The organism is Candidatus Bathyarchaeia archaeon (assembly GCA_035935655.1).
Lineage (GTDB): Archaea > Thermoproteota > Bathyarchaeia > 40CM-2-53-6 > 40CM-2-53-6 > 40CM-2-53-6.
Window position 1 is genome coordinate 246,707 of sequence record DASYWW010000062.1, and the last position, 22,022, is coordinate 268,728.

Below are 22,022 nucleotides of genomic sequence, written 5' to 3' on the forward strand. Positions count from 1 at the left end.
ATAAGAAATTGTCCAAGAAAATCACAAGCTACCCAGGCCACGAAATTACACCCGAGGATGTCAAAGAAGGAAAATACCTCGACGTCGTCTACAAGTTCGAGCCCAAATACAGTTGGGCCGCAGGAGTGGCAATCAGCCGGTTCTTGGCCGAGCTGAAAGAAGGAAGAATAATCGCTAGGAAGTGTATGAATTGCAAACGGATTCTTGTACCACCGAGAATGTACTGCGAGCAATGTTTCCGGCCAACCGACGAATGGGTCCAGATCAAGGACACGGGAACCATCAACACCTATTCCATATCGCACGTAGGAACGGACGCTCGACGATTGAAAACACCAATACTAGTTGCTGTGGTTGATCTCGACGGCGCGACTCCTGGAATGGGAATACTGCACAACCTAGGAGAAGTTGAGCCCTCGAAAATCAACGTAGGCATGAAAGTCAAAGCCGTATGGAAATCGTCCAGCGAACGACAAGGAGCGATTACAGACATCCGCTACTTCAAACCGATAGGAGACCAGTAAGACATGCCAATCTTAGAGAAACTCGTTCAACCCGGGCAAGCTCGCCACTGGACAGACAGCATACCTCTCGAATACCACTACACTGCGGGAGTTGCAGGAGAGGAATTTCGGCGTGAACTCAAGGAGAACGGTCGCTTCCTTGTATCGAAGTGCTCCAAATGCAAGAGTACCTACATTCCGGCCAGAACGTACTGTCCTGGCTGTTTCATCGAGATGAAAGACCAGTTCCCAATCGACAAGCCAGGTTACGTGTACAGCTTTACCTCAGTCAACTCGGACAGATCGGCGGCTGACGCCAACCCGCCGATAACAGTGGGCCTTGTGAAGTTCGAGGGCCTCAAGGGGGGAATAGTCCACCTGCTTGACGTAGATCACCCTGATCGAGTGTCTATCGGGATGAAAGTAACGCCATCTCTCAAGAACCCGTCAGAGCGAACAGGCGCTATGACCGATATCCTCGCCTTCAAACCAGTCTCGACGGGGCTAAACGACAAGACAGCTGAAGTCGGGAAAACAGGAAGATGGGAGGTCACTGCGGGAGAGAATCAGGCTCGGTCTCTTCTCCATTCTATCGAAGAGTCGGGATACCCCATTGAGGAGGACGAGATGACAATATCCTCGCTAAGGAGTAAGATAGGAAAAGGAGAACTTCTCACGCGCGAAGAAGACAGGCTGCTACACAGACTTGGGGAGAAAGCGAGAGAATGGCGGAAAGCCGTAAAGAGCTCATCTGATACGGAACCAGCTGACACCCTCTCAGGCTAACCCAGACCAACCACTTCTTCTGCAACCGTCAGGCCCGACTTTACGGCTTAAGTCGTGAGCGCAGCATTTCCTACAGGGGGTAGAGTCTTAGAATCGATAATTCATCCAGTAGTCTTCCAGCTTCGTCTTCTCAACCTGCCACTTTCGACGGGGCGGGTGAAACTCCAGTCTTGGAGGGTTCGAGAGAAATTCTCCCCGAAGCATCGCACTTTCTCCCCTATTCACTTCGAGAAAGCATGATCCAGTTCCGTCCCATATTTTTCGTTCTCCTTTCCCTGTGATCGACATTGCAATGTTATTCGCGACAACCTCAGCGTGGCCAAGCGCGAACGATCCCGACTTCGGCAGAAATGGAACATGTGCATGAGGCGTTTCAATCGCAGTTACATCTCCGATAGCGTAGACCTTCTCAAGCCTAGTAGCCAATGTCTGCGGGCTCACAGGCACCCAGCCAGACGAATCGGTCAGTCCAGCCTCGACCACGGCACCAGGACACTTATGAGGCGGAACAACGATCAGCAGATCGTACGGGAGCTCTGTTTTTCCCTCGAAAACCACCTTGTCCTTGTCCACCTTGGAAAGCTTGACTTTCGGGTGAAATGTTATTCCCTTTGAGGCCAGAAGCCTCTCCACCTGTTTACCGATTACAGGACCCGCGGCAGGAGCTGGATGCGGCTCCGGACTGAAAAACTCCACAGCAACTTTCTTTTTCGCTCTTGCAAAGTTGTCCTGCAAAAGCAAAGCCAAGCCATATGGCGCGACAGGACACTTGATAGGCAATCGTGATATTCCGATCAGCAGCCTTCCCCTCTCAAGATTCTCTATCGCATCTCGCAGCTTCATTGCAGATTCGAAATCGTAAAACTGGTAAGCGTACTTCTCTAAACCCGGAACATCGCCCGGCGAATAATCCACGCCCATGGATATCACAAGGTGATCGTACTGAAACTCTTGCGATTCCGTTCTGATCCTCTTCGAGGAAGTATCAATCGAACTAACCCGATCGTTCACCAACCGGACTCTCCGCTTTTTCGGAATCGAAAGAGCGCGTCGAACTTTTCCAGGCTCGCGTCGACCCATTGCCAGTAGTGAGAAGGAGGGGGGGAATTCGAAGATTTTTTTCTGTTCTACTATCGTAATCGATGCTGATGGAGCCTTCTCGGCCAAGATGCTTGATGTTGCGAGGCCTCCCATTCCGCAACCTAAGACGACGACTTTATCGTTGGTTGACAACTTTGGCGATCAAGGCAGAGGAATTGGAAAGGCAATAACCCTTTGCGGAGCACAAGCTGATAGTTTGACTGCAGGCTATGCTACTAAGGTGTAGCTGGTTTTTCGTCTGAAGGGGTTGTCTTTTCGCTAGGATGCTGCTTCTATTGGATAGTCTCCGCGGTTTCTGACTATCCGGAGGAGGCGGAGTTGTTTCCTCGCTTCCTCGTAGCAGAAGTCGCACAATCGTACTGATTTTTCGCCTGGCTCAGCCATGAACCAGGTCGTCTCTGAAGCTGGTTTGGAATCCTTGCAGTACGCGCACTCGACCTGTTCTCTCTCCAAGAGACTTGTCGCGCTCATATCCAGGGAAGGATTAGGGTTCTGCCAGAAGATAAGCCTAGCTGAATCTCAACATACCCGTCCTTCCCAAGCCGTCACTATACTCTAAAGCAAGAACGCAGGAACGTGCTCGTCTAGAGGTGAGGAAGATCGGCTCCCAGAACTGGAATACTTGCAACAGTTCTCTCGGGGATATTGTTCGGCACCACCGTGCCGATGATCAAGCTTGGGCTAAGTCTCCTTCCCGCGGATCTCTTCGTCGCCCTCCGATTTTCACTAGCTTCTGCTCTCGTTCTATTGTTTCTTCGTCGGAAAGGATGGGTTGACTGGACTCTTCTCCGAGCAAAGCCCATCTGGCTCGTGGGATTTTTCAACGCTTTCGGATATGTGCTGCAGTTTCAGGGACAGAGGTTCACAACGTCCGCTGATGCCGCTCTGATCATAGGTACAGCGGCACTGATGATCCCTGTCTTATCGTGGGCTCGCGGAATCGAGAAGATTGCCGCCAAGAAGGGTGTCGGGGTATTGGCAGGATTCGTCGGAGCGAGTTTAGTAGTGACGCGGGGTGAGGTGGTAAGCTTGGGCCAAGCAGAGTTTCTTGGCGATGTCCTGATACTTGGTACTGCTGTCACTATAGCATTGGTCTTCATTTATTCTAAAGATCTCGTTGTCCGGAAGGGAGGACGAGCGGTCACTGGGGGTATGATCCTGATCACGAGTGTCCTTCTTCTTCTCGCAATTCCCCTGGACCTAGGCAGCTCCGTTAATTTTGGTTGGGAAGCGGTCTTCTATGTTGTGTTCCTTGCTGTGGTTGCAACACTTGGAGCGTACTATTTCCTGATGAAAGGACTAGAAACAGTGTCTCCGACGGTATCCTCGATCATTCTCCCGATCGAGGTGATAGTTGCCGTCGCGTTATCAGTGATGATATTCAATGACCCATTCAACATCTACTCAGGAACGGGCGCCCTATTGATTGTCGCTGGCGTCTTACTAGTCTCGTCTTCTCTTTAGAGCAGGCAGATTACTGGTGGGCGCCGCAGGTAGGACAATTAGTCGCATTCGAATCCATTAGTCCGGTACAGTACTTGCAGCGGACCTTCACTGATGGTGCTTGCTGTTGTTGCGGTGGAACACCGTATCCTGGTTGACCATAGCCTTGGTAGCCTTGATTCATTGGCGGCATTCCATAGCCAGGATTTGGTTGATAGCCGGGGTTTGGTCCATAGCCTGCCGGCATTGGTCCCGGTCCATATCCCACGTTCATGGGCGGTCCATATGTGCTTGCTGGGACGAATGCGATTTGGGTCTCATTGGTGAGGTCGGGTCTGCCATGTGTCTCTAAGACCGCTTTCAATAGGTTCTGAACAGAGGATCCGCCCCGGGTCGGTCTGCACGGAGGAATGCCGACGCTGAAAGGGAATGTTTGTGCTGGCCCCTTTCCGAAATCAGTTGGCCCGGTAACTTGCACATCACGTTGGTAGAGATTATTTGTGCGGCGCTGGTTCTCTTGGACTCTTTGGTTGTTGGGGAGAGTTATCCAGACCATCTCGTTCCAGCTTTCAACCACGCGCGCTTCTACCTTCACTCCTTTGGATTGGATGTATTCTTCTGCTTCGATGTTGATCTTACCCACAACCGGCTCCCCCTCTTGGAAGGTGGCCTTATCAAGGCTGATCCATATCTTACCTTTTGGATGAGTAAGGTGACTCAATAGGCCCATACATGATCCTCCGAATGGATTCTATCACGCCCCTGTGAGCTATCAATCAAGCGTAACCAAACCGACATCTTAGGAGAAACAAAGCGGTCCTTCCCTGAAGACCACAAAAATCGGAATGGTTGACGCTGGCTCGATGTTATTGCTCGATATAGTAGTCGGCGTGTCAGAAGGTTTAATTTTTCCCTGACGCGCCGAGTGACTATAACTCAGCCTAATGGAATTCGGCGAGGGAAGGAAGGAGTGAATTTGGTGGGGGAGAAGAAGAGACACCTAGCGACTGAAACCGTAGAAGCTCAACCACCCTCCAAGAAACCGCGGGAAGGGGAAGACCCGGAGACTGTGTTGGCCGAGCTCAGGGCAGAGTTAGGGAAAGAGAAGGCGAAATCCGAGGATTATCTGCGGCGTCTGCAGTATCTTCAGGCCGATTTCGAAAACTACAGAAAGAGAGTAGAGAAGGAGATGTCCGACAACCGACAGTTCGGAAACCAGCGCCTCCTATCTGACCTCCTAGTGGTCAACGACGAGCTGGAGCTAGCGCTCAGAGAGGCGGAGGAGAGCAAGGAGAACCCGACAATAGTTGAGGGGGTCGAGATGGTCCACAAACGGTTACAGAGCATCCTGTCGAAAGAGGGTGTGGCGAAGATCCCGAGCCTTGGGTCAAAGTTCAACCCCGACCTCCACGACGCCGCGCTTCGAGTCCTGTCTGACAAGGAAGAGGGAACGATAATGGAGGAGATCCGGCAAGGATACACGTTGAAGGGCAAGGTTCTCCGGCCTAGCATTGTCAAGGTGGCGGAGAATTCGGCTGAGCGTGAGTCTAAATCCGAGAAGTCACCTCTAGAGGAGGTCGGGGACCATGAGTAAGCCTGAGATTGAGAAGATCATAGGAATAGACCTTGGAACGACGAATTCGGCTGCCGCGATAATGGAAGCTGGACGCCCAGTCGTCATTCCAAGTGCTGAGGGACAGACTGCTGCTGGGAAGATGTTCCCATCGGTCATCGCGTTCACCAAAGAGGGACAATTGATAGTAGGTGAGCCTGCTAAGAGGCAGGCGGCTACGAACCCTGACGGAACGATTATCGAGATCAAGAGGAAGATGGGCACTGACTACAAAGTCCACATCGCCGGGAAAGACTACACTCCACAACAGCTTTCCGCGTTCATCCTCCAAAAGATACGACAAGACGCGGAGACATTTCTTGGACGTTCGACGAAGAAGGCAGTAATCACCGTCCCTGCCCACTTCAACGATAACCAGCGACAAGCAACCAAGGACGCTGGAGAAATCGCCGGCTTCGAGGTTGCCAGAATAATCAACGAACCCACCGCCGCGTGTCTCGCCTATGGGCTGGACAAGGCAGACAAAGAGATGAAGATCATGGTGTTCAGCTTCGGCGGCGGAACACACGACGTAACTCTCATGGATTTCGGTGGCGGAGTCTTCCAGGTCCTCGCAACCAGCGGAGACACTCAGACAGGCGGGACAGACATTGACAATGCGCTCGTCGAGTACTTGCTCACCGAGTTTCAGCGCCAGACAGGCATAAGCCTCCGAAACGACCGCGTGGCCATGACCCGGCTCAAGGAAGCCGCGGAAAAGGCGAAGATAGAACTCTCCACTCTACTCACAACAGATGTCGATCTGCCCTTCATCTCAACAGACTCCTCCCAACCTAAACATCTCCACACGACCGTGACTAGGGCTAAGCTAGAAGAGCTCGCTAATCCTATTGTACGAAGAGTTGAGACCCCGATCAAGAGGACTCTCGACGATGCGAAACTTACGCCCAAAGACGTGGACAGGATCATACTCATCGGTGGCCAGACCCGCATGCCCCTGGTCCGAAAATTTGTCGAGGACATAATTGGCAAGCAAGCAGAGCGCGGAGTCGACCCGATGGAGTGCGTCGCCGTGGGCGCAGCAATTCAAGGCGCAGTTCTCGCAGGAGAAGTCAAGGACATACTCCTCCTAGACGTCACACCACTGTCGCTCGGCGTCGAAACACTGGGAGGCGTCGCCACAAAGATTATGGAGCGAAACACGACCATCCCAACAAAACGCAGTCAGATATTCTCGACAGCAGCCGACTCCCAAACCACGGTCACTATCCATGTCCTTCAAGGAGAGCGCGCCATGGCCGCGGACAACATCTCCCTAGGAATGTTCAACCTAACAGGAATTCCCCCAGCTCCGAGAGGCATTCCTCAGATCGAAGTGACCTTCGACATCGACGCTAATGGAATCCTGAATGTGTCCGCGAAGGACCTAGCCACGTCCAAAGAGAATAAGATCACAATCGCAGCCTCGACCAAACTCTCGAAAGATCAAAAGGAGAAAATGGTCCATGAAGCCGAGCAGTTCGCGGATCAAGACAAGAAACGAAAGGAAGAGGTAGAGCTCAGAAACACCGCGGAAAGTATGCTGTACACCGCCGACAAGACAAAAGACGAACTGAAAGACAAGATTACGAAAGAACAGGTCGAAACCATCGACAAAGCAGCAGGCGTTCTAAGGGCAGCGTTGTCAGGTAAGGAATTTGACAAGATAAAGTCGGCTAGCGACGATCTTTCACGGATTCTCCAGAAGATAGGCGCCGAGATCTACCAAAAGGTCACGGCCCAGAAGCCGGGAGAACAAGCCCAACAGGCAGCCACTCCTGAAGCCAATCCGTCTAAGGATGATAACGTGGTAGATGCGGAGTTCAGAGAGGTAAAGGACGAAGGCTCTCGGTAGAGCGAGATGAATCGGCGAGAATGGAGAAGCGAGACTATTATGACGTGCTCGGGGTTCCTCGAAACGCGTCTAAAGACGACATAAAGGGCTCCTACCGGAAACTCGCCTTACAATATCACCCAGACAGGAATAAGGCGCCTGAGGCTACTGAGAAGTTCAAAGAAATCTCAGAAGCCTACGCGATATTGTCGGATGAGGAGAAGCGGAAACAGTACGACCAGTTCGGGCGAGAGGGAATCTACCAGAAATACAACACCGAAGATATTTTCCGAGGCGCGGACTTCGATTCCATCTTCAGAGACATGGGTTTCGGAGGTTTCGGAGGCGGGTTCAGCAGTTTTGTGGAACGGATTCTCGGCGGATTCGGAGGGTTCCAGAATTTCGAAAGCCCAACCGCCCCGTCCAGAGGCGAGGACCTGCTTTACGATTTACAGATCACTTTCGACGAGGCCGCGCACGGTGCAACAAGGGAGATAGAGGTTCCGCGGCTGGGAGAGTGCGAGGAATGCAACGGGACCGGAGCCCAGCCCGGAAGCTCAAGGAAGACTTGTAGCACCTGTCACGGTCGAGGCCAAGTCCAGACAGTGCGTCGAGCGGGGTTCGCCCAGCTTGTCCAGATAACTGCCTGCCCCAAATGTAGAGGAGAGGGAAGCATAGTTGACAAACCGTGCAAGAACTGTGGAGGAAACGGACTGTCACGAACTAGAACCAAACTCCAAGTGAAGGTTCCCCCCGGAGCCGACGAAGGCCAGAGCCTCCGCATACGTGGAGAAGGTAATGCTGCTCAGGGAGGTCGGAGTGGAGATCTCTATGTTCGTATAAGATTGAGGCCACACGCAGAGTTCAAGCGTGAAGGAGACAACATTCTCTACGAAACCAGAGTTAGTTTTCCGAAAGCCGCCCTCGGCGGAGAACTACAAGTGCCCTCAATTGATGGAAAGGCACAGCTAAAGATCCCGCCCGGAACAAAACCGGGAACAGTGTTTCGCCTAGAAGGCAAGGGCTTCCCTAGAATTGGAGGATGGGGAAGAGGAGATGAGCTTGTGAGAATCGATGTTGAAATTCCTAGAGATCTCTCTCGTCGTCAGAGAGAACTATTAACTGAGCTCGCCAGAGAACTGGGAGAGAAGCCCTAGATGGAGTCATTTTTTCTCTTCTGAAGCCCGAGGCGGAGAAACGGGAAGAGTAACGATAGCGGTACTCATAGTCTCCTGGGCAGATTGAGCCGTGGTGACTACTGCATCGGCAACTTGCGGAGCAGACGTCTGCGCTTCGATTGAAGGAAGGCTTGCTAACATTTTTCCGACTGAGCCTCTAATCTTTGGAGCAACGGATTCTAGTTTCACTTTTGCCTCTCGTAGGTTCTTGTAGAGTGTCGCCGCGGCAGCAGTCCCTGCCAGCCCGATTCCGAGGCCGAGTGCGATCGTGTAGGTTGTGAAATGCTCGATAAAGATACTGTTCGCGTAGATCCGGAAGTAGACGTTGTAAACGTACTCGTTTGAGAGCCAGAATGCGAAGAAGGCGATGACGATTGCTTCGATGATCATGAAGGCTTTAACAGAATCCGGCGTAACAGACTTCTGAACGGTCTTGCTGGGAGCCATCTTTTCCGCCAGACTCTCCTGCAAGAGGGACGCTGGCACTGCTGGATTTGTGGAGATTGTATCTTAGATTGAAGAACGAGGGGTGTCGATCAAGAGATTTCGAAAACCCCACGCTTGCAGGAGGTCATAGTTGGATTGGCTTTAAGAACGGAGAAAGCCTCGTGAGGCCCAAGCGGGGGTTCCCGAGACCACTATGGGTTCCTGTCCTGTAGGGCGGGATTCAGGTCAAAGGGGCAGGACCGCTCGTGTAGAGCGGTGCTTGACTTAAGATCCGGCTTCAGGAGAGATCCTGTGGCGTAGGCCTTCGTGGGTTCGAATCCCACCCCCCGCACCAGAACAAACCTCTGTCTTGGATTGTTTTCTAGTTCGATCCTATCTCGGAGGCTCTGACTGCGTCGAAATCGACCGGGTTAGTGGGAATCGGAACTTGGAAGCTTTCGGGTAAGTCCCCCTTTCCCAAGCACCGGAACTCTACGTGGTGGCACTTTGGACATTTCAAATCATTGCGTAACTGTCCCGGTTCACTCTTTTCGTCCCGCCAGATCTTGTATCCGCAACCTGGACGAGTGCACTCGTAAACGTATGTGATGTCCTCTTGCTTAGGAGAGGCTCTCTTTTTGGGATGAGAGCCACCCTTCGCCGAAGCCTTGTGGCGATGAGAGATCTTTCGGGGTTTTGTTACGTGTTTGGATTTTGTTCTTCTCTTGGAGCTCGTTCGACGAACTGCGGGCATGATCTATCGCTAGGTTAACACGCCCGTCCAAGTTAGAGGGTAGTGTTACTGTTCCCCTCTGATATGAGGGCACAATAGCTGGCCGGTGGATGAAACTGGTCGTTCTATTCTACTTTGACGACCATTTCCTCTGCGTATCCTGTGATTACTCGCCGGTAACCTCGGAGAAGTCGATCCATCTCCTCATCACCCGAGTCAGTGAGAAGACGTCTCGGATACAGGGCTTCGATCTTGCTTCTCGATCCAACCACCATAATGTTCTCAACACCTGCCCTGCGGATTACTTCTGGGCTAATCTGTTGGTTTCCCCGTCCGAACAAGTAGCCCTGTCCACCAATCGGGGAAATCACGATCTTCGTAGAACTCTGGTTGACTAGGCTCAGCAAGGATGTCTCGTTCATGTCCTGCCCTAATAGCTTCCCATTTCCCCGCGCCGCGTCAACTCCAAGAAGCGTCTTCTTGACTCCCAAACGCCTGGCGATACGTTCCACCGTTGAACCGGGACCTAGAATGTAGGTGCTGTCTGGTTCGATCTCTTCTACGAAGTATTCAGCGATCGCGTCCAATTCGGCATCTTCGGACAATCCCGTAGCCGATTTCGATCCTTGCATCAGAGGCCCCGTGTCGGGAGTTGTAAGATATCCGAACAGTTTGACCGACAACCGATCTTTTCTGAACGCTGCTTCGTCTACATCAACGACTTCACCCAATCTCTTTGGAGTTTTACCTTCAAGGAACGCGACTGTAGATTCCGCGGCGGCGGTAGGATTGATAGCGAAGACTGACGAGTAGATTTTGACCCCGGTTGGAACACCTAGAACCGGAGTGTCTTGGCTGACTCCCTTCAGCACATCTCGCGCTGTTCCGTCACCGCCGCAAAAGACGATCAAGTTTGTTCCTTTCTTTCTCATTTGACGTGTGATTCGAATGCTATCATCGTAGTCAGTTGTTCTTCCAATTTGTCCGATTGGTTTATGCTCGAGTTTCAGTTGGTTTGCGACGGTTTCTCCCATGCTTCCAGGAGCGACCAGGAATTCGATCCGGCTGTTTCGTCGTTGTATCTCTTCCAGGAATCTCAAGCCTTTCTCGGGAGACACGGGTCTGGCGCCTTTTCGTATTGCCTCACGCAGTGTTTTCTTTCCGTCAGTACCCTTGAGCCCTACTGCTCCTCCCATTCCGGCGATCGGGTTGACGAGAAAGCCTACTTTGTGCACGTCGTTCCGGCTCAGGCGTTGCTAACGTTCGTTTTCTTTAACAGTAGGCCCATTTGAAACGTCTGACCTTCTATGTCCCAGTTTTCTTCGGCGTTGGCTTTTGGTTTTTCTTGGTCGGGACGTAAGAGGTGGAGTGCGTCTGCTCTGACTTCTTCCATGAGGTAATCTCGCTCGTCTTCCATCCATTCCAGCTTTTGTGCGTCAGGGATGGTCACGTAGGCTTCGACGAAGGCGTCGACCGGGAGGTCAAGTCGTTTCCTCATTTCTTGTAATCGTCTGACGATTTCCCGAACGAGGCCCTCTCTCATCAGTTCCTTTGGAATGGTTAGATCTATGTAGACCCGGCCATCTTCGAAACTTCCCATTGCAAAGTTCTCTGGCATTTCCTCTTTGAATGAGACCATCTGATCGGTAATTGTGTAGTCTCGATCGTCAACTTTCAACGGGTAGGATTTGTTGTTTTGAAACGCTTGAAAGAGCTGGCGTCCGTCTGCAGATCGTAGTGCTTCCGCGACTTTGTTGGCATCTCCCTTGAAAACGGGTCCGAGTCCTTTGAAGTTCGGTTCAGCTATCAGCCTCTTCAGTTGCTCTTCCTCAGCGTGGCCGACGAGTTGGATGTCTTTCGAGTTTGTCTGTTGTAGGAATAGTGGTCGGAGGCTCTTGACCGCCCGCGTTACCTTGGCGCTATTGGTAACGATAAGGATCTTGGCGACTGGTTGGCGTAATTTTAGCTTCTTCGATTGCCTGGCCGATGATGATGCAGCCGAGACCTGTTGCACTATCTCCATGTTCCCCTCTAGCCTCTTGTTAATCCACCTTGGACTAGAGTTTGGCCAAGAGGACATGTGAATGCTCTCTAGGTCAGACTTAGCAGTTCTGCGAAAGGCTTGCTGGTAGACTTTCTCGGTGAAGAGTGGGATGAACGGGGATGATAGGATTAGCCATGTCTTCAGCGCGTAGTGGAGGGCCGCGTAAGAGGCAAGCTTGTCCTTGTTTTGTTTCTCTTGCCAGAACCTTCGTCTTACGAGGCGAATGTACCAGTGACTCAAGTCGTCTATGGCGAATGCTCTCAGTTTACGCAGGGCAAGATGCAGTTCGAGACCTTGCATGTTGCCCGTCACATCCTTCAGCAAGCTTTCGCTGCGGGAGACCAGCCATTTGTCTTCTGGCCTCAGATTTGTCCAAGCTCTTCTAACAGACCACAAATCCGGCTTGAACTTGTCGAGATGCATGTAGAGAGTTGCGAACGAGAGGACATTCCAGGCAATCTGGAGATCTTTTGCTGCAACTTCAACGGCGTTCCAAGAGAACTGGAAGTCCTCCCAGAGAGTTGACTGAACAGTATAGAATCGAAGGGCATCACGGCCATACTTGGCTACAACATCACCTGGGCTGACGAAGTTACCCTTTGACTTGCTCATTTTTTCCCCCTCTTGATCCAAGGTATGTCCATGCATCAGCACCGTTCGGTATGGGCTTCGGTTGAAAGCAACTATGCTTGGAACTAGCTGGTTGTAGAACCAGCCTCTTGTCTGATCATGTGCTTCGAGGATAAGATCCGCGGGCCACCACCGTTTCAACTCAATAGAGTTCCTTGGATAGCCGAGACTAGCCCAGGATGCGGTGCCCGAGTCCATCCAGACGTCGAGAATGTCCGGTTCTCTTTTTGCATTTCCTCCGCAGGATTTGCACTTGACCTGTATTTTGTCGACTCCGTTCCTGTGTAGCTCGAACTGTTTGGGTGCGTGCAGAGCGAGTTTGACGAGTTCTGCTTTCGACCCAACTACGGTATGCTCCCCGCACTGCTCACAGGTCCAAACTGGAAGTGGGACGCCCCAGTAGCGTTGACGTGATATTACCCAGTCCCTGGCGCCCTCCAACCAGTCGTGGAACCTCTTCGACCCGGCCCATTCGGGCACCCACCGGACTTTCTCGTTCTCAGCGAGCATTTTTTTCTTGATTGAAGTGACTTTGACAAACCACTGGTCGGTCGCTCTGAGGATGAGGGCTGTCTTGCATCTCCAGCAGTGAGGATACGAGTGCTCTATCGTTTCCTCCTTCCAAAGAAGATTCTTCGCCCGGAGATCCTCGATGATCACCCTGTTTGCGTCTCTAACCGATAGCCCTGCGTACTTCCCCGCTTCCTTCGTGAAACGACCCGAGGGGTCTACTGGTGAGAAGGCTGGTAGTCCGTATTTTGTGCCAACTTCGAAGTCCTCTTCTCCGTGCCCTGGGGCAGTGTGGACGGCGCCGGTTCCGTCGGACATTGACACATGTTCCCCGCTGAGTAGGATTTGATGTCGGTCTGCACCGATTTGGACTTGAGTCTCTTCCTGGAGTGGTGGACGATACTGAACGCCTTCCAGTTCTCGTCCCAGATACTCTTCCAGAATCTTGTAGCCTCGCACTCCTAGGACTTGTTCAAGCCTCTCTTTGGCGAGTATGAGCTTGTCTCCCTCAACATCGACTAGGACGTAGGTCTTGTCTGGGTGAACCATCACGCCGAGGTTTGCTGGCAGTGTCCAGGGGGTTGTTGTCCAGATGAGTATGAACGCTCCCGGTTTGTCGACTAGCGGGAGTTTCACATAGATCGAATAGTCTTGAACGGATCTGTACTCGTCTGTGACCTCGTATCCTGCGAGGGCTGTCTCGCAACGCGGGCACCAGTGGACCACTTTCAAAGCCTTGTAGAGAAGACGTTTCTCTTGGGCTCTCTTGATCGTCCACCAGACAGATTCGATGTAGTCATCCCTGTATGTCAAGTAGGGGTTGTCCCAGTCCATCCAGATTCCGAGGTCTTTCAGGACCCCGGTTTGGGCTTGGACGTTTTCTTCCGCGAACTTTTTGCATACGGCGATGAATCGGTCTACTCCCACAACGTTCTCGATGTCCTTTTTCGAGGTTAGCTTCAACGATTTTTCGATGAGCACTTCAACAGGGAGACCGTGGCAGTCATAGCCCGGCTGATCGTGGACATTGTAGCCTCGCATCCTATGGTACCTGATCACGATATCTTTGAGTGTCTTGTTCCACGCAAGTCCTACATGGGGAGCGTTGGTTACGTATGGTGGACCGTCGAGAAAGTAGAATTTGGGCCGTTTGGCGAGTTTCTTCTTGGTCTTTTGATAAGTCCGGTTAGTACTCCACCAGTTGAGCGTTTCCTGCTCGGTCCGGTGAGGATCGTATTCCCTGGTGAGTTTCCCCACAATTCCAGGAGTCATTAGCTGACACCCAAACTAGTTGTCTTCGTTGAATCGAAGGTCTCCGACCTCGAAGCGTCAGTCTCTATCATCATCTTAAAAACAATCGGATTCAGCTCTTCATCAGTCTATCTTGTCGCGTCTGCAGGCTGACTGCTGGATGTGCCAAGGTATCCTCGAGCCCAAGAATCTTGTCTTTTATCAGTCTAGGGTCTCGGTTGCGAAGCTGAATCCGGATCAGGCCTTCGAGGGGTATTCCTTTCTGACACTAAAGTGGCACGAAGAGGAACTCTACAAGCTCGCCAACAAGGATCGTAAGCAGTTTCTGGAAGATATGTCGCTCGTTGCAAACGCGCTCTCGAAGGCTTTCAAGCCTGACAAGATGAATTACGAGCTGCTCGGAAATGCAATGCCACATCTCCACTGGCACCTGATCCCAAGATACACGTCGGACCCTATGTGGGGGCGTCCGATCTGGGCTGGCAGTCGCCGTCGGAAGAGGTTGAGTGGGGAAGAATACGAGTTGTTAACGAAGAGGGTCGAAATGGCTCTTTCGACTCTCAAGAGAAGAACCACGGCAAGTGACTAGTCGAGTAACAATAGCCAACGCCACTCAGTTACGTCATCTTGAAACCTCCGCAATCTCCCAGACACACTCTCACGAACACACGTAGGGCCAAGAAAGGGTAACATGTCCACCCCAGTTTATCTAGACCTCGCTGCGATGGTGGCCCCGGCCCTTTCGTTATGGCTGCTTATCCGACAGAAACACTCCTTTGTCGGAATTGCGCGACACAACCTAGTCCGGCTAAACCTCTATTTCTTCCTAATTCTGGCGGCCGATATCGATAGAATCCTAGCCCAAAGCGTGCTCGCAACCTACCTAATGCTCGTCGGCTTTTTCCTCGTCGCCATGAACTTCGGCCATGCGGCCGCCGTTGTCCAGTTCTGTCCTGAAGCCAGAACATGGAGGGAATCAATGAAGATCATATTCAAGAAAACCATGTTGTTCCCCCTTTTCCTCCTAGTTCTAGGCGCTTGGCTTGCGGTCACGCTCACCTTCGAACCAGTCACCGCCTCACTAACATCCTACGGGAACGAGGCATACGTACTGCCCACATTTCCATCGTGGTACATTGCCCTCACGGCTGCTGTCGCGGTTCCCATCGTCTTGTACCCGTCTCTAACGCTCCTTTCATCTATGCGTCGTGCCCAGACTTCGTATACGAGAAACTCTCTCCTCCTGATGCTGTCCAGCTGGCTCTGTTTTCCCACCGTGGGATTGGTAGTCTTCTTCCTATTGTCTCCCATGATTCCATTCTCCTACGAGTTGGGGCTGATCATAAGTTCCGCGTTCTATTGTCTGCTGGCTGTTTCCATCAGGACCCTTCCAGGAACAACCAGGTTCTTGAAGAGCAGCCTCTTTCCTCAGAGTCTGATAAAATTCGGGAAACGATACCTTGTTCTATACGATACCGGCATGCGATCAATATCATTCCTTTCTTCTGCTTTTCGAAGCACTATCGAGGCAGGCGCCAGGGTGGTGCTCAAATCTCCGGCCGCTTGGCTCGTGGAGGGGCTGTCCCGTAACGATTCTCGATTCCACGAATGGGCGGAGAACGGAAAGTTTGTCACATCTTCAGTTGACTCTGATGACAAACGGTCTGGTAGAGAGGGGCTTTCCGACAAGTTTGGATTGAGCCAGACGGCCACTGTGTTTGTGAAAGAGCTGGAGCGGCAGGATCTTCAGGGATCGATGGGATCCATTGCAACGGATTCAAAGAGTGAACCAGAAGCGGAAGTGCTTCTGCTAGAATCCAGTCAGGCCCCTAGACCTCAAGTTGCTGATTTTCTGCAGAAGAACGCGGACGTTGAGCTTGTGAATCTCTCAGAGGCGTCCGACCCGTTCTCAACTCTCGTTAACTTGAACCATCAGAGAATTGAGGGCTCAAAGATTCTGCTTGAGTACTCCTCTAATAGCAACTTTGAGGACTTGGTGAGAAAATTCTTCGATGAAGGGATCGCTAATGCCGAGATGTGTACTCTATTCACATCGAAGTCTAGCAAGCTGTACAGAGCGTTGAAGGGAAAGAGAATGGTGAGGATAGTCGCGGCTTCTTCTCTCGTGTCTGCTCCGGACGAGTTGCCTGATGGGGAGATTCAGATCCCGGACAAGGAGCTGGGCCTGGTGACCTCACTGGTAACTGATCTGTTTGAGAATAACAAGTCTGTGGCTTTGAGCTTCGTCTTCGATAGTATCACCGAGCTCATTCGAGGCGAAAGGTGGGAACAGGTATACTCTGGCATTAAGCAACTGATCGAGCTTCTTAGCCCATCAACTTTCACGGCCATATTCCTTGTAAATGAGGAGACGACGGAGGCGCGTTTCTTAGGCGCGTTGAGAGGGTTGTTTTCTGTTCAGATGCGACTTGACGAGATAGAGGGTCAAGCCCTTAGAGTCGTGAAGGCAGAGTTCTAGTCAGCTAGAGCATGCCTGACTCATCAGAGGTTTTTTCCGCGATTCCTGACACTATTTAAAATACGGGCCGTTTCGTTAACAGCCCCTCGTCGAACCTGGGAAGCTGAATCGCAGTGGACCATCTCAGCCACGATGTCTTGATCATTGGGGGTGGTGCCGCTGGACTCCGGGCTGCCATTGCTGCAGCCGAGCTCAATCCCAAGCTAGACATCGCGATCGTGTCCAAAGTCTATCCTATGCGCAGCCACACGGTCTCAGCCGAGGGCGGCATGGCCGCGGTGTTGAGGACCGACTATGACAACTTCGACCTTCATGCCTACGACACGATCAAGGGGAGCGACTTTCTTGCAGATCAGGACGCGGTCGAGTTTTTCGTGAAGGAAGCGCCTAGGGAATCGATACGGCTGGAGCATTGGGGCTGTCCTTTCAGCCGGGACCCTGACGGCCGGATTAGCGTGCGAGCCTTCGGAGGAATGAGTGTAAAGAGAACACTGTTCGCGACGGACAAGATAGGATTCCATCTACTCCACACACTATTCCAGACCAGCTTGAAGTTCGAGAATATTCGCAGGTATGATGAGTGGTTCACCACGTCGATCCTTGTGGATAACGGCCGAGTTGACGGGGTTACAGCTATTGACATTCGCTCAGGCGAACTCGTTTCGTTTCTAGCGAAGGCTGTTGTGATCGCGACAGGGGGATGCGGTAGAATCTATCAATTCACAACCAACGGATGGATCAAGACAGGCGACGGAATGGCCATGGCTTACAGAGCCGGGGTCCCACTCAAAGACATGGAAATGGTCCAATATCATCCAACATTGCTTCCGAACACCGGCATACTGATCACCGAGGCTGCCAGGGGAGAGGGAGGTCACCTACTGAACAAGGATGGCGATCGATTCCTGAAAAAATACGTCCCCAACAAGATGGAGCTGGGACCGAGAGACATCCTGTCGCGGGCTGAGATGACTGAGATCAAGGAGGGCCGGGGATTTGAAGGCCCATACGGAAGCTATGTCCACCTAGACCTCACACATTTGGGCGAGGAAACGATCGAGGCAAAACTTCCTTTCGTGAAAGAACTCGCCGAGAAATACCTGGGAATAGACCCAGCTCACGAAATGATACCTGTAAGGCCAGGGCAACATTACATGATGGGAGGCGTTCACACTGACATACATGCCAACACTGGCCTCCCTGGACTGTACGCAGCTGGAGAGATGGCGTGCGTCAGCATGAATGGCGCAAACCGTCTCGGAAGCAACTCACTCACCGAATGTCTCGTGTTTGGTGCCGAGGCCGGAATCGGCGCGGCTCAATTCGCTATGAAGCAGGGGGCACCGAGTTTCGGAAATCCCGTTCAAGGGCTGGCGTTGGAGGAGGAGAAGAGAATCTACGACAAAGTTCTGAAACACGAGAAGGGCGAAGGAATCTCGAACATTCGAACAGAGATGCAGAAGGTCATGGAGGATCACGTCGGCATCTACCGTGACGAGAACACTCTCAAACAGGCCTGCAACCTTATCGGAGGCTTGAAACAGAGAATGAAGAACGCAGTGGTTGAAGACAAGGACCGCGTCTATAACACCGACTTGGTCTCCGCTCTGGAACTAGACTTCATGCTCGATGTCGCTGAGACCATTGCTTACACAGCACTTGCACGAACGGAATCCAGGGGCGCACATTCTCGCACAGATTATCCGAAACGTGACGATGTTCAATTCCTCAAGCACCTAGTGGTCTATGAGACTGGAACTGTTCCGAGGATTGACTCGATGCCGGTAACGATTACGCGTTGGAAACCGGAGGCGCGAGTCTACTAATGAGCCAAGAGATTGCGACCATCAGAGTAACGCGATATCGGCCGGAGAAAGATGGGAAGCCATACTTCCAAGATTACAAAGTACCTTACCGAAAGGACATGGTTGTTCTTGACGCGCTCAACTACATCAAGGCCAATCTAGATGGGACGCTGACTTATCGCTGGTCGTGCAGAATGGGCGTGTGCGGAAGCTGTGGCGCGAATGTAGATGGGGTCCCGAAGCTCACCTGTGCTAGCTTTCTCCACGAATTCAAGGGTCGAACGATCGAAGTGGAACCTCTTTCCCACTTCCCAGTCATCAAAGACTTGGTCGTCAACATGGACGACTTCATGCACAAGCTGGTTGAGATCAAGCCCTGGACGATTCGGGAAAAGGAGTCTCCTCCAGAAGAGGGCGAGTACCGCCAGAGCCCTGAGGAATTGGAGCGCTACGGTCAGTTCTCTTCCTGTATCAATTGCATGCTCTGCTACTCCGCTTGCCCAGTCTATGGGCTTAACGAGAAATTTCTAGGTCCAGCCGCCACGGCGCTGGCTTACAGATACATCGAGGATTCGAGAGACCAGGGCAAGGATGTTCGGTTTCCGATTGTGCATGATATCGAGGGGGTTTGGGAATGCACCCTCGTGGGAGAATGCAGTGTCGTCTGCCCGAAGGGTGTTGACCCTATGCTTGCGATTCAGAAGACAAAGATTCTCGGAGCTACAAATGCTCTGCGGTCGCTGGTGATGCCGCGGGGAGCCGGGAAATAATATTGTCCAAGGAGAAACCGTTTCCCGAATACAGGCGAAAGCTCGGTCCCGGATGGTGGCTCTCAAACGGCCACTTCACCCAATATATGATCCGGGAATGGAGCAGCTTCTTCGTTGCCGTGTTCAGCCTTATCTACATCTACGAGCTATCGCTCTTCGCCTCAGGCGCGAAACAGAGTGCACTCGCTCTAATGAGGAATCCGGGATTGATCGCCTTCAACGTGGTAGCGTTGATATTCACACTGTACCACGCGCTTACCTGGTTCTATCTTATCGGCAAAGTCCAGCCGATCAAGTTCGGAAAAACGACGAGCAAACCCTGGCAAGCCTTACTGGTCAATATTGTTCTATTGCTGATCATATCCTACGCTGTAACCCAGATTCTAGTGTTGAGGTAGCACCACGTATGCCGAAAGTCGCACGATTACACGCAATTCTCTGGGGAGTGTTCTCAATCGGAGGCTTCATCGCTGCCTTCCTCCTCCCAGTATTGATCTATCTGGTCGGAGTCGCTTACCCGCTAGGTCTCTGGCCCCTGGCAACCGGAGATCCGACGAGCGCGATACTTGACCATCACCACATCGGGACTCTTTTCTTGTTCGTGACTGTTGCCGGATCCTTGTACCATGGAATATTCCGATTCCAGTCAACTCTTACAGAGCTTGGCCTAGCGCGTGCAAAAAGGCCATTAGAAGCGATTGGATATCTCATAATAATCATAGGTATGCTAACGGTGGCTTACTATCTGCTGGTGCTGAACCCTAGTGTTCTCACTCTTCCCTGAAATTTTCTGACCTCGGGATTCTAATACCGGGCCAAACGCATTGATTCGAGGGACAACGAGATGAGCCACGGTCACTCTCTCAAGGAATTCAAAGCCTATCGAGAGAAAATGAACGAGAAAATCCTGGAAAAGGGAAACCTTCAGATCAGACGATTCTTCAATCTCGACACCCAAGCCTACAATGATGGCGCTCTTCCCCGAAAGACCAAAGAACTGATGGGACTTGTCGCATCTCTCGTGCTTCGATGCGATGATTGCGTAACGTACCATATCATTCAGTGTGTCGAGCAGAAAGTCTCCGATGCGGAGTTTTTCGAGGCCTTCAACATAGGATTGATAGTAGGCGGGTCCATAGCCATACCACATCTGCGAAGCGCAGTGGAGATGTTGGAAGAATGCAGACGGAAAGAAAAACAAACTTAGCGTTGATCGTCTACGATACTTTGTAGATTAACCAGTTCTTGTCCTTGAAGTTGATCAGACGGTAATCACCCTTTAGCTTTCGACCTTTCAAGACAACGTGGTATTTGCGTGGCTCCCTGAGCTCGAGGATATACAATCCCTTGTCCCAGATTTTCACCTGGCCAGCGCCATATTCTCCTTCAGGAATCGTCCCCTTGAAACCGTAGTAGCTGAGAGGATGATCCGGGACTTGAACTGCGAGCCGCTTTATCCCAGGTTCTGTTGGTGGGCCCTTGGGAACAGCCCAACTCTTCAAAACGCCATCCAGCTCAAGTCTGAAATCCCAGTGCAACCTTCGGGCGTGATGCTCCTGGACTAGAAATCTCAACGAGGAGTTCACAGACGGAGACACCACGTCTGCGCTGGAAGGCTTGGTGCTTTTAGGAGAAATATCAGACCTTGAAGGTGTCAATGGTTTTCTGGGGTCAGAAAGTTCGACCATCGGTTTTAATATCACATCCTACCTCCATAGGAGGTTATACATGTCCCAGCGCAAGTTCATTTCAGGATTCTTCATTGGACTGATCTTCTTGATCTCAGTACCGTTTGCCCAGCATTCAGGCCTTATTCCCAAGGCACAGGCTGCGACCATCAACATCACGCTCTACGCCTATTTCTCTGGGTGGAACAATACCAAACCATCAGGGGCGAATCCCACAATTACTGTCACCCAAGGCGACACAATATCATTCAACCTAATTGAAGGAGACGCAAGTACCCACCGTTTCCTTCTAGATATCGACAATAGTAGCATTACGAATGATTGTGCAAACCCAGGCCCTGACAAATGCTCCGGAGACATTACCACAACCCAAGGCAGTTCGATCTCATCCTTCGCAGTAATGTCCACGCCAGGCACCTACTTCTACTACTGTACCTATCATTCCCCAGCCTACATGGTCGGGAAATTCGTTATCAAAGCATCAACCGCACCCGATTTCACGATTATGGCCAATCCAGCCGCGATAGGTCCAATTAACACTAGGGTCGTAGGGACCTCAACTGTTACAGTGGCTCCCACCAACGGCTTCGGCGGGACCGTAACGCTTACTACGTCTCCATCATCTGGTCTTAACGCAAGCATTTCTCCAGCGTCGATTTCAACCGCTTCAGGCACCGCAACCCTTTCCGTCAATTCGACGACTGCAGGTAGCTATTCGGTTACAGTAACGGGAACAGCTTCGTCAGGGACCCACTCAGTTACGGTTACTGTTACAGTTGTGGCGCCGGACTTCAAGATCACTCTAAGGGCCTCTACCCTTACTGTGGCTCCAGGGTCATCCGGAAATGTTGTGGTCACATTGACAAGTCTAAACGGGTTCTCCGGCACCGTGTCCCTGACCGCTATCATTTCACCTCTCGGACCGCAGGCTACCTTCAGCCCTGCTTCCGTCGCTGTTTCTACAAGCGGCCCTGTAAATTCAACACTCAGTGCGTCTGCGGCTTCTTCAGGGGCTTATTCCAGTACAGTTTCCCAAGGCAACTACAATATCAATGTCACCGGGACAAGTGGTCAATTGGTTCATCCAGTAACGCTAGCATTGACCGTCGGTTCAACATCAAGCGTCCTCTCAAATGTAGCTATCATAGGGGGAGGAATTGCCGCCGCAATCGCGATCATCGCCGGGACCGTCTACGTTATGCGACGCAGATCTAAGACAAAGACGTAGT

At 51.8% G+C, this 22,022-nt stretch carries 22 protein-coding genes; 14 read left to right on the forward strand and 8 right to left on the reverse strand.

Annotated elements, in window-relative coordinates:
* Positions 1 to 8 precede the first annotated feature (8 nt).
* Both VGS11_13095 and VGS11_13100 read left to right on the forward strand, forming a co-directional pair.
* Entirely contained in the window at positions 9 to 524 is a 516-nt protein-coding gene (locus VGS11_13095) for a Zn-ribbon domain-containing OB-fold protein (GenBank protein HEV2121027.1), read from the forward strand.
* A gap of 3 nt (positions 525 to 527) precedes the next feature.
* Positions 528 to 1,289: a Zn-ribbon domain-containing OB-fold protein gene (locus VGS11_13100; GenBank protein ID HEV2121028.1), complete on the forward strand. Its 762-nt coding sequence runs from the start codon at positions 528 to 530 to the stop codon at positions 1,287 to 1,289.
* An 87-nt stretch (positions 1,290 to 1,376) separates the two neighbouring features.
* Here the strand turns inward: VGS11_13100 and VGS11_13105 are convergent, their stop codons facing one another.
* Both VGS11_13105 and VGS11_13110 read right to left on the reverse strand, forming a co-directional pair.
* On the reverse strand, positions 1,377 to 2,522 hold the full coding sequence (locus tag VGS11_13105; protein ID HEV2121029.1) for an FAD/NAD(P)-binding oxidoreductase: 1,146 nt from the start codon (positions 2,520 to 2,522) through the stop codon (positions 1,377 to 1,379).
* A gap of 126 nt (positions 2,523 to 2,648) precedes the next feature.
* A complete protein-coding gene (locus tag VGS11_13110; GenBank protein ID HEV2121030.1) occupies positions 2,649 to 2,861 on the reverse strand; it encodes a hypothetical protein in 213 nt (70 codons plus the stop codon).
* Between the two features lie 147 nt (positions 2,862 to 3,008).
* On the opposite strand from VGS11_13110, the gene VGS11_13115 reads away from it, so the two are divergent.
* Entirely contained in the window at positions 3,009 to 3,854 is an 846-nt protein-coding gene (locus tag VGS11_13115) for a DMT family transporter (protein ID HEV2121031.1), read from the forward strand.
* Between the two features lie 10 nt (positions 3,855 to 3,864).
* Here the strand turns inward: VGS11_13115 and VGS11_13120 are convergent, their stop codons facing one another.
* Complete coding sequence (locus tag VGS11_13120) at positions 3,865 to 4,563, reverse strand: hypothetical protein (GenBank protein ID HEV2121032.1); 699 nt, start codon at positions 4,561 to 4,563, stop codon at positions 3,865 to 3,867.
* Between the two features lie 249 nt (positions 4,564 to 4,812).
* On the opposite strand from VGS11_13120, the gene VGS11_13125 reads away from it, so the two are divergent.
* Genes VGS11_13125 through dnaJ form a run of 3 tightly spaced genes read left to right on the forward strand, consistent with a single transcriptional unit; the run spans position 4,813 to position 8,436 of the window.
* A complete protein-coding gene (locus VGS11_13125; GenBank protein HEV2121033.1) occupies positions 4,813 to 5,427 on the forward strand; it encodes a nucleotide exchange factor GrpE in 615 nt (204 codons plus the stop codon).
* Positions 5,420 to 7,300 carry a molecular chaperone DnaK gene (dnaK, locus tag VGS11_13130; protein ID HEV2121034.1) on the forward strand — a complete coding sequence of 627 codons (1,881 nt, stop codon included), beginning with the start codon at positions 5,420 to 5,422 and terminating at the stop codon, positions 7,298 to 7,300. Before VGS11_13125 ends, dnaK begins: the two co-directional genes overlap by 8 nt.
* 20 nt (positions 7,301 to 7,320) lie before the next feature.
* Positions 7,321 to 8,436 (forward strand): molecular chaperone DnaJ, encoded by a 1,116-nt coding sequence (gene dnaJ / locus VGS11_13135; GenBank protein HEV2121035.1) that lies wholly within the window; start codon positions 7,321 to 7,323, stop codon positions 8,434 to 8,436.
* A gap of 6 nt (positions 8,437 to 8,442) precedes the next feature.
* Here dnaJ and VGS11_13140 read toward each other — a convergent pair whose 3' ends face one another.
* The 4 genes from VGS11_13140 to ileS form a co-directional block, all read right to left on the reverse strand.
* The gene (locus VGS11_13140; GenBank protein ID HEV2121036.1) at positions 8,443 to 8,943 is read right to left on the reverse strand and encodes a hypothetical protein; all 501 of its coding nucleotides are present in this window, start codon (positions 8,941 to 8,943) and stop codon (positions 8,443 to 8,445) included.
* Between the two features lie 322 nt (positions 8,944 to 9,265).
* Positions 9,266 to 9,637: a hypothetical protein gene (locus VGS11_13145; protein ID HEV2121037.1), complete on the reverse strand. Its 372-nt coding sequence runs from the start codon at positions 9,635 to 9,637 to the stop codon at positions 9,266 to 9,268.
* A gap of 104 nt (positions 9,638 to 9,741) precedes the next feature.
* Positions 9,742 to 10,851 (reverse strand): ATP-NAD kinase family protein, encoded by a 1,110-nt coding sequence (locus VGS11_13150; GenBank protein HEV2121038.1) that lies wholly within the window; start codon positions 10,849 to 10,851, stop codon positions 9,742 to 9,744.
* Positions 10,852 to 10,862: 11 nt separating this feature from the next.
* Positions 10,863 to 14,072, reverse strand: a complete 3,210-nt coding sequence (gene ileS, locus VGS11_13155) for an isoleucine--tRNA ligase (protein ID HEV2121039.1) — start codon at positions 14,070 to 14,072, stop codon at positions 10,863 to 10,865.
* 112 nt (positions 14,073 to 14,184) lie between these two features.
* On the opposite strand from ileS, the gene VGS11_13160 reads away from it, so the two are divergent.
* From VGS11_13160 to VGS11_13190, 7 genes are all read left to right on the forward strand, one after another.
* Positions 14,185 to 14,640 (forward strand): HIT family protein, encoded by a 456-nt coding sequence (locus VGS11_13160; protein ID HEV2121040.1) that lies wholly within the window; start codon positions 14,185 to 14,187, stop codon positions 14,638 to 14,640.
* Positions 14,641 to 14,742: 102 nt separating this feature from the next.
* The gene (locus VGS11_13165) at positions 14,743 to 16,530 is read left to right on the forward strand and encodes a hypothetical protein (protein HEV2121041.1); all 1,788 of its coding nucleotides are present in this window, start codon (positions 14,743 to 14,745) and stop codon (positions 16,528 to 16,530) included.
* A 113-nt stretch (positions 16,531 to 16,643) separates the two neighbouring features.
* Complete coding sequence (locus VGS11_13170) at positions 16,644 to 18,356, forward strand: succinate dehydrogenase/fumarate reductase flavoprotein subunit (GenBank protein ID HEV2121042.1); 1,713 nt, start codon at positions 16,644 to 16,646, stop codon at positions 18,354 to 18,356.
* On the forward strand, positions 18,356 to 19,105 hold the full coding sequence (gene sdhB, locus VGS11_13175) for a succinate dehydrogenase iron-sulfur subunit (GenBank protein HEV2121043.1): 750 nt from the start codon (positions 18,356 to 18,358) through the stop codon (positions 19,103 to 19,105). Before VGS11_13170 ends, sdhB begins: the two co-directional genes overlap by 1 nt.
* A gap of 2 nt (positions 19,106 to 19,107) precedes the next feature.
* Positions 19,108 to 19,503: a fumarate reductase subunit C gene (locus VGS11_13180; protein ID HEV2121044.1), complete on the forward strand. Its 396-nt coding sequence runs from the start codon at positions 19,108 to 19,110 to the stop codon at positions 19,501 to 19,503.
* Positions 19,504 to 19,511: 8 nt separating this feature from the next.
* A complete protein-coding gene (locus tag VGS11_13185; GenBank protein ID HEV2121045.1) occupies positions 19,512 to 19,889 on the forward strand; it encodes a hypothetical protein in 378 nt (125 codons plus the stop codon).
* Between the two features lie 60 nt (positions 19,890 to 19,949).
* Complete coding sequence (locus VGS11_13190; protein ID HEV2121046.1) at positions 19,950 to 20,312, forward strand: carboxymuconolactone decarboxylase family protein; 363 nt, start codon at positions 19,950 to 19,952, stop codon at positions 20,310 to 20,312.
* Positions 20,313 to 20,322: 10 nt separating this feature from the next.
* Here VGS11_13190 and VGS11_13195 read toward each other — a convergent pair whose 3' ends face one another.
* Entirely contained in the window at positions 20,323 to 20,793 is a 471-nt protein-coding gene (locus VGS11_13195) for a DNA polymerase ligase N-terminal domain-containing protein (protein ID HEV2121047.1), read from the reverse strand.
* A 40-nt stretch (positions 20,794 to 20,833) separates the two neighbouring features.
* On the opposite strand from VGS11_13195, the gene VGS11_13200 reads away from it, so the two are divergent.
* Positions 20,834 to 22,021, forward strand: coding sequence for a cupredoxin domain-containing protein (locus VGS11_13200; GenBank protein HEV2121048.1), 1,188 nt, complete (start codon positions 20,834 to 20,836; stop codon positions 22,019 to 22,021).
* Position 22,022: the final 1 nt, after the last annotated feature.

Excerpts from the sequence above, each read along its gene's own strand:
- VGS11_13100 (HEV2121028.1), top strand. The coding sequence starts at position 528 with ATGCCAATCTTAGAGAAACTCGTTCAACCCGGGCAAGCTCGCCACTGG.
- VGS11_13110 (HEV2121030.1), bottom strand. The coding sequence starts at position 2,861 with ATGAGCGCGACAAGTCTCTTGGAGAGAGAACAGGTCGAGTGCGCGTAC.
- VGS11_13120 (HEV2121032.1), bottom strand. The coding sequence starts at position 4,563 with ATGGGCCTATTGAGTCACCTTACTCATCCAAAAGGTAAGATATGGATC.
- dnaK (HEV2121034.1), top strand. The coding sequence starts at position 5,420 with ATGAGTAAGCCTGAGATTGAGAAGATCATAGGAATAGACCTTGGAACG.
- dnaJ (HEV2121035.1), top strand. The coding sequence starts at position 7,321 with ATGGAGAAGCGAGACTATTATGACGTGCTCGGGGTTCCTCGAAACGCG.
- VGS11_13145 (HEV2121037.1), bottom strand. The coding sequence starts at position 9,637 with ATGCCCGCAGTTCGTCGAACGAGCTCCAAGAGAAGAACAAAATCCAAA.
- ileS (HEV2121039.1), bottom strand. The coding sequence starts at position 14,072 with ATGACTCCTGGAATTGTGGGGAAACTCACCAGGGAATACGATCCTCAC.
- VGS11_13165 (HEV2121041.1), top strand. The coding sequence starts at position 14,743 with ATGTCCACCCCAGTTTATCTAGACCTCGCTGCGATGGTGGCCCCGGCC.
- sdhB (HEV2121043.1), top strand. The coding sequence starts at position 18,356 with ATGAGCCAAGAGATTGCGACCATCAGAGTAACGCGATATCGGCCGGAG.
- VGS11_13185 (HEV2121045.1), top strand. The coding sequence starts at position 19,512 with ATGCCGAAAGTCGCACGATTACACGCAATTCTCTGGGGAGTGTTCTCA.
- VGS11_13190 (HEV2121046.1), top strand. The coding sequence starts at position 19,950 with ATGAGCCACGGTCACTCTCTCAAGGAATTCAAAGCCTATCGAGAGAAA.
- VGS11_13195 (HEV2121047.1), bottom strand. The coding sequence starts at position 20,793 with ATGGTCGAACTTTCTGACCCCAGAAAACCATTGACACCTTCAAGGTCT.
- VGS11_13200 (HEV2121048.1), top strand. The coding sequence starts at position 20,834 with ATGTCCCAGCGCAAGTTCATTTCAGGATTCTTCATTGGACTGATCTTC.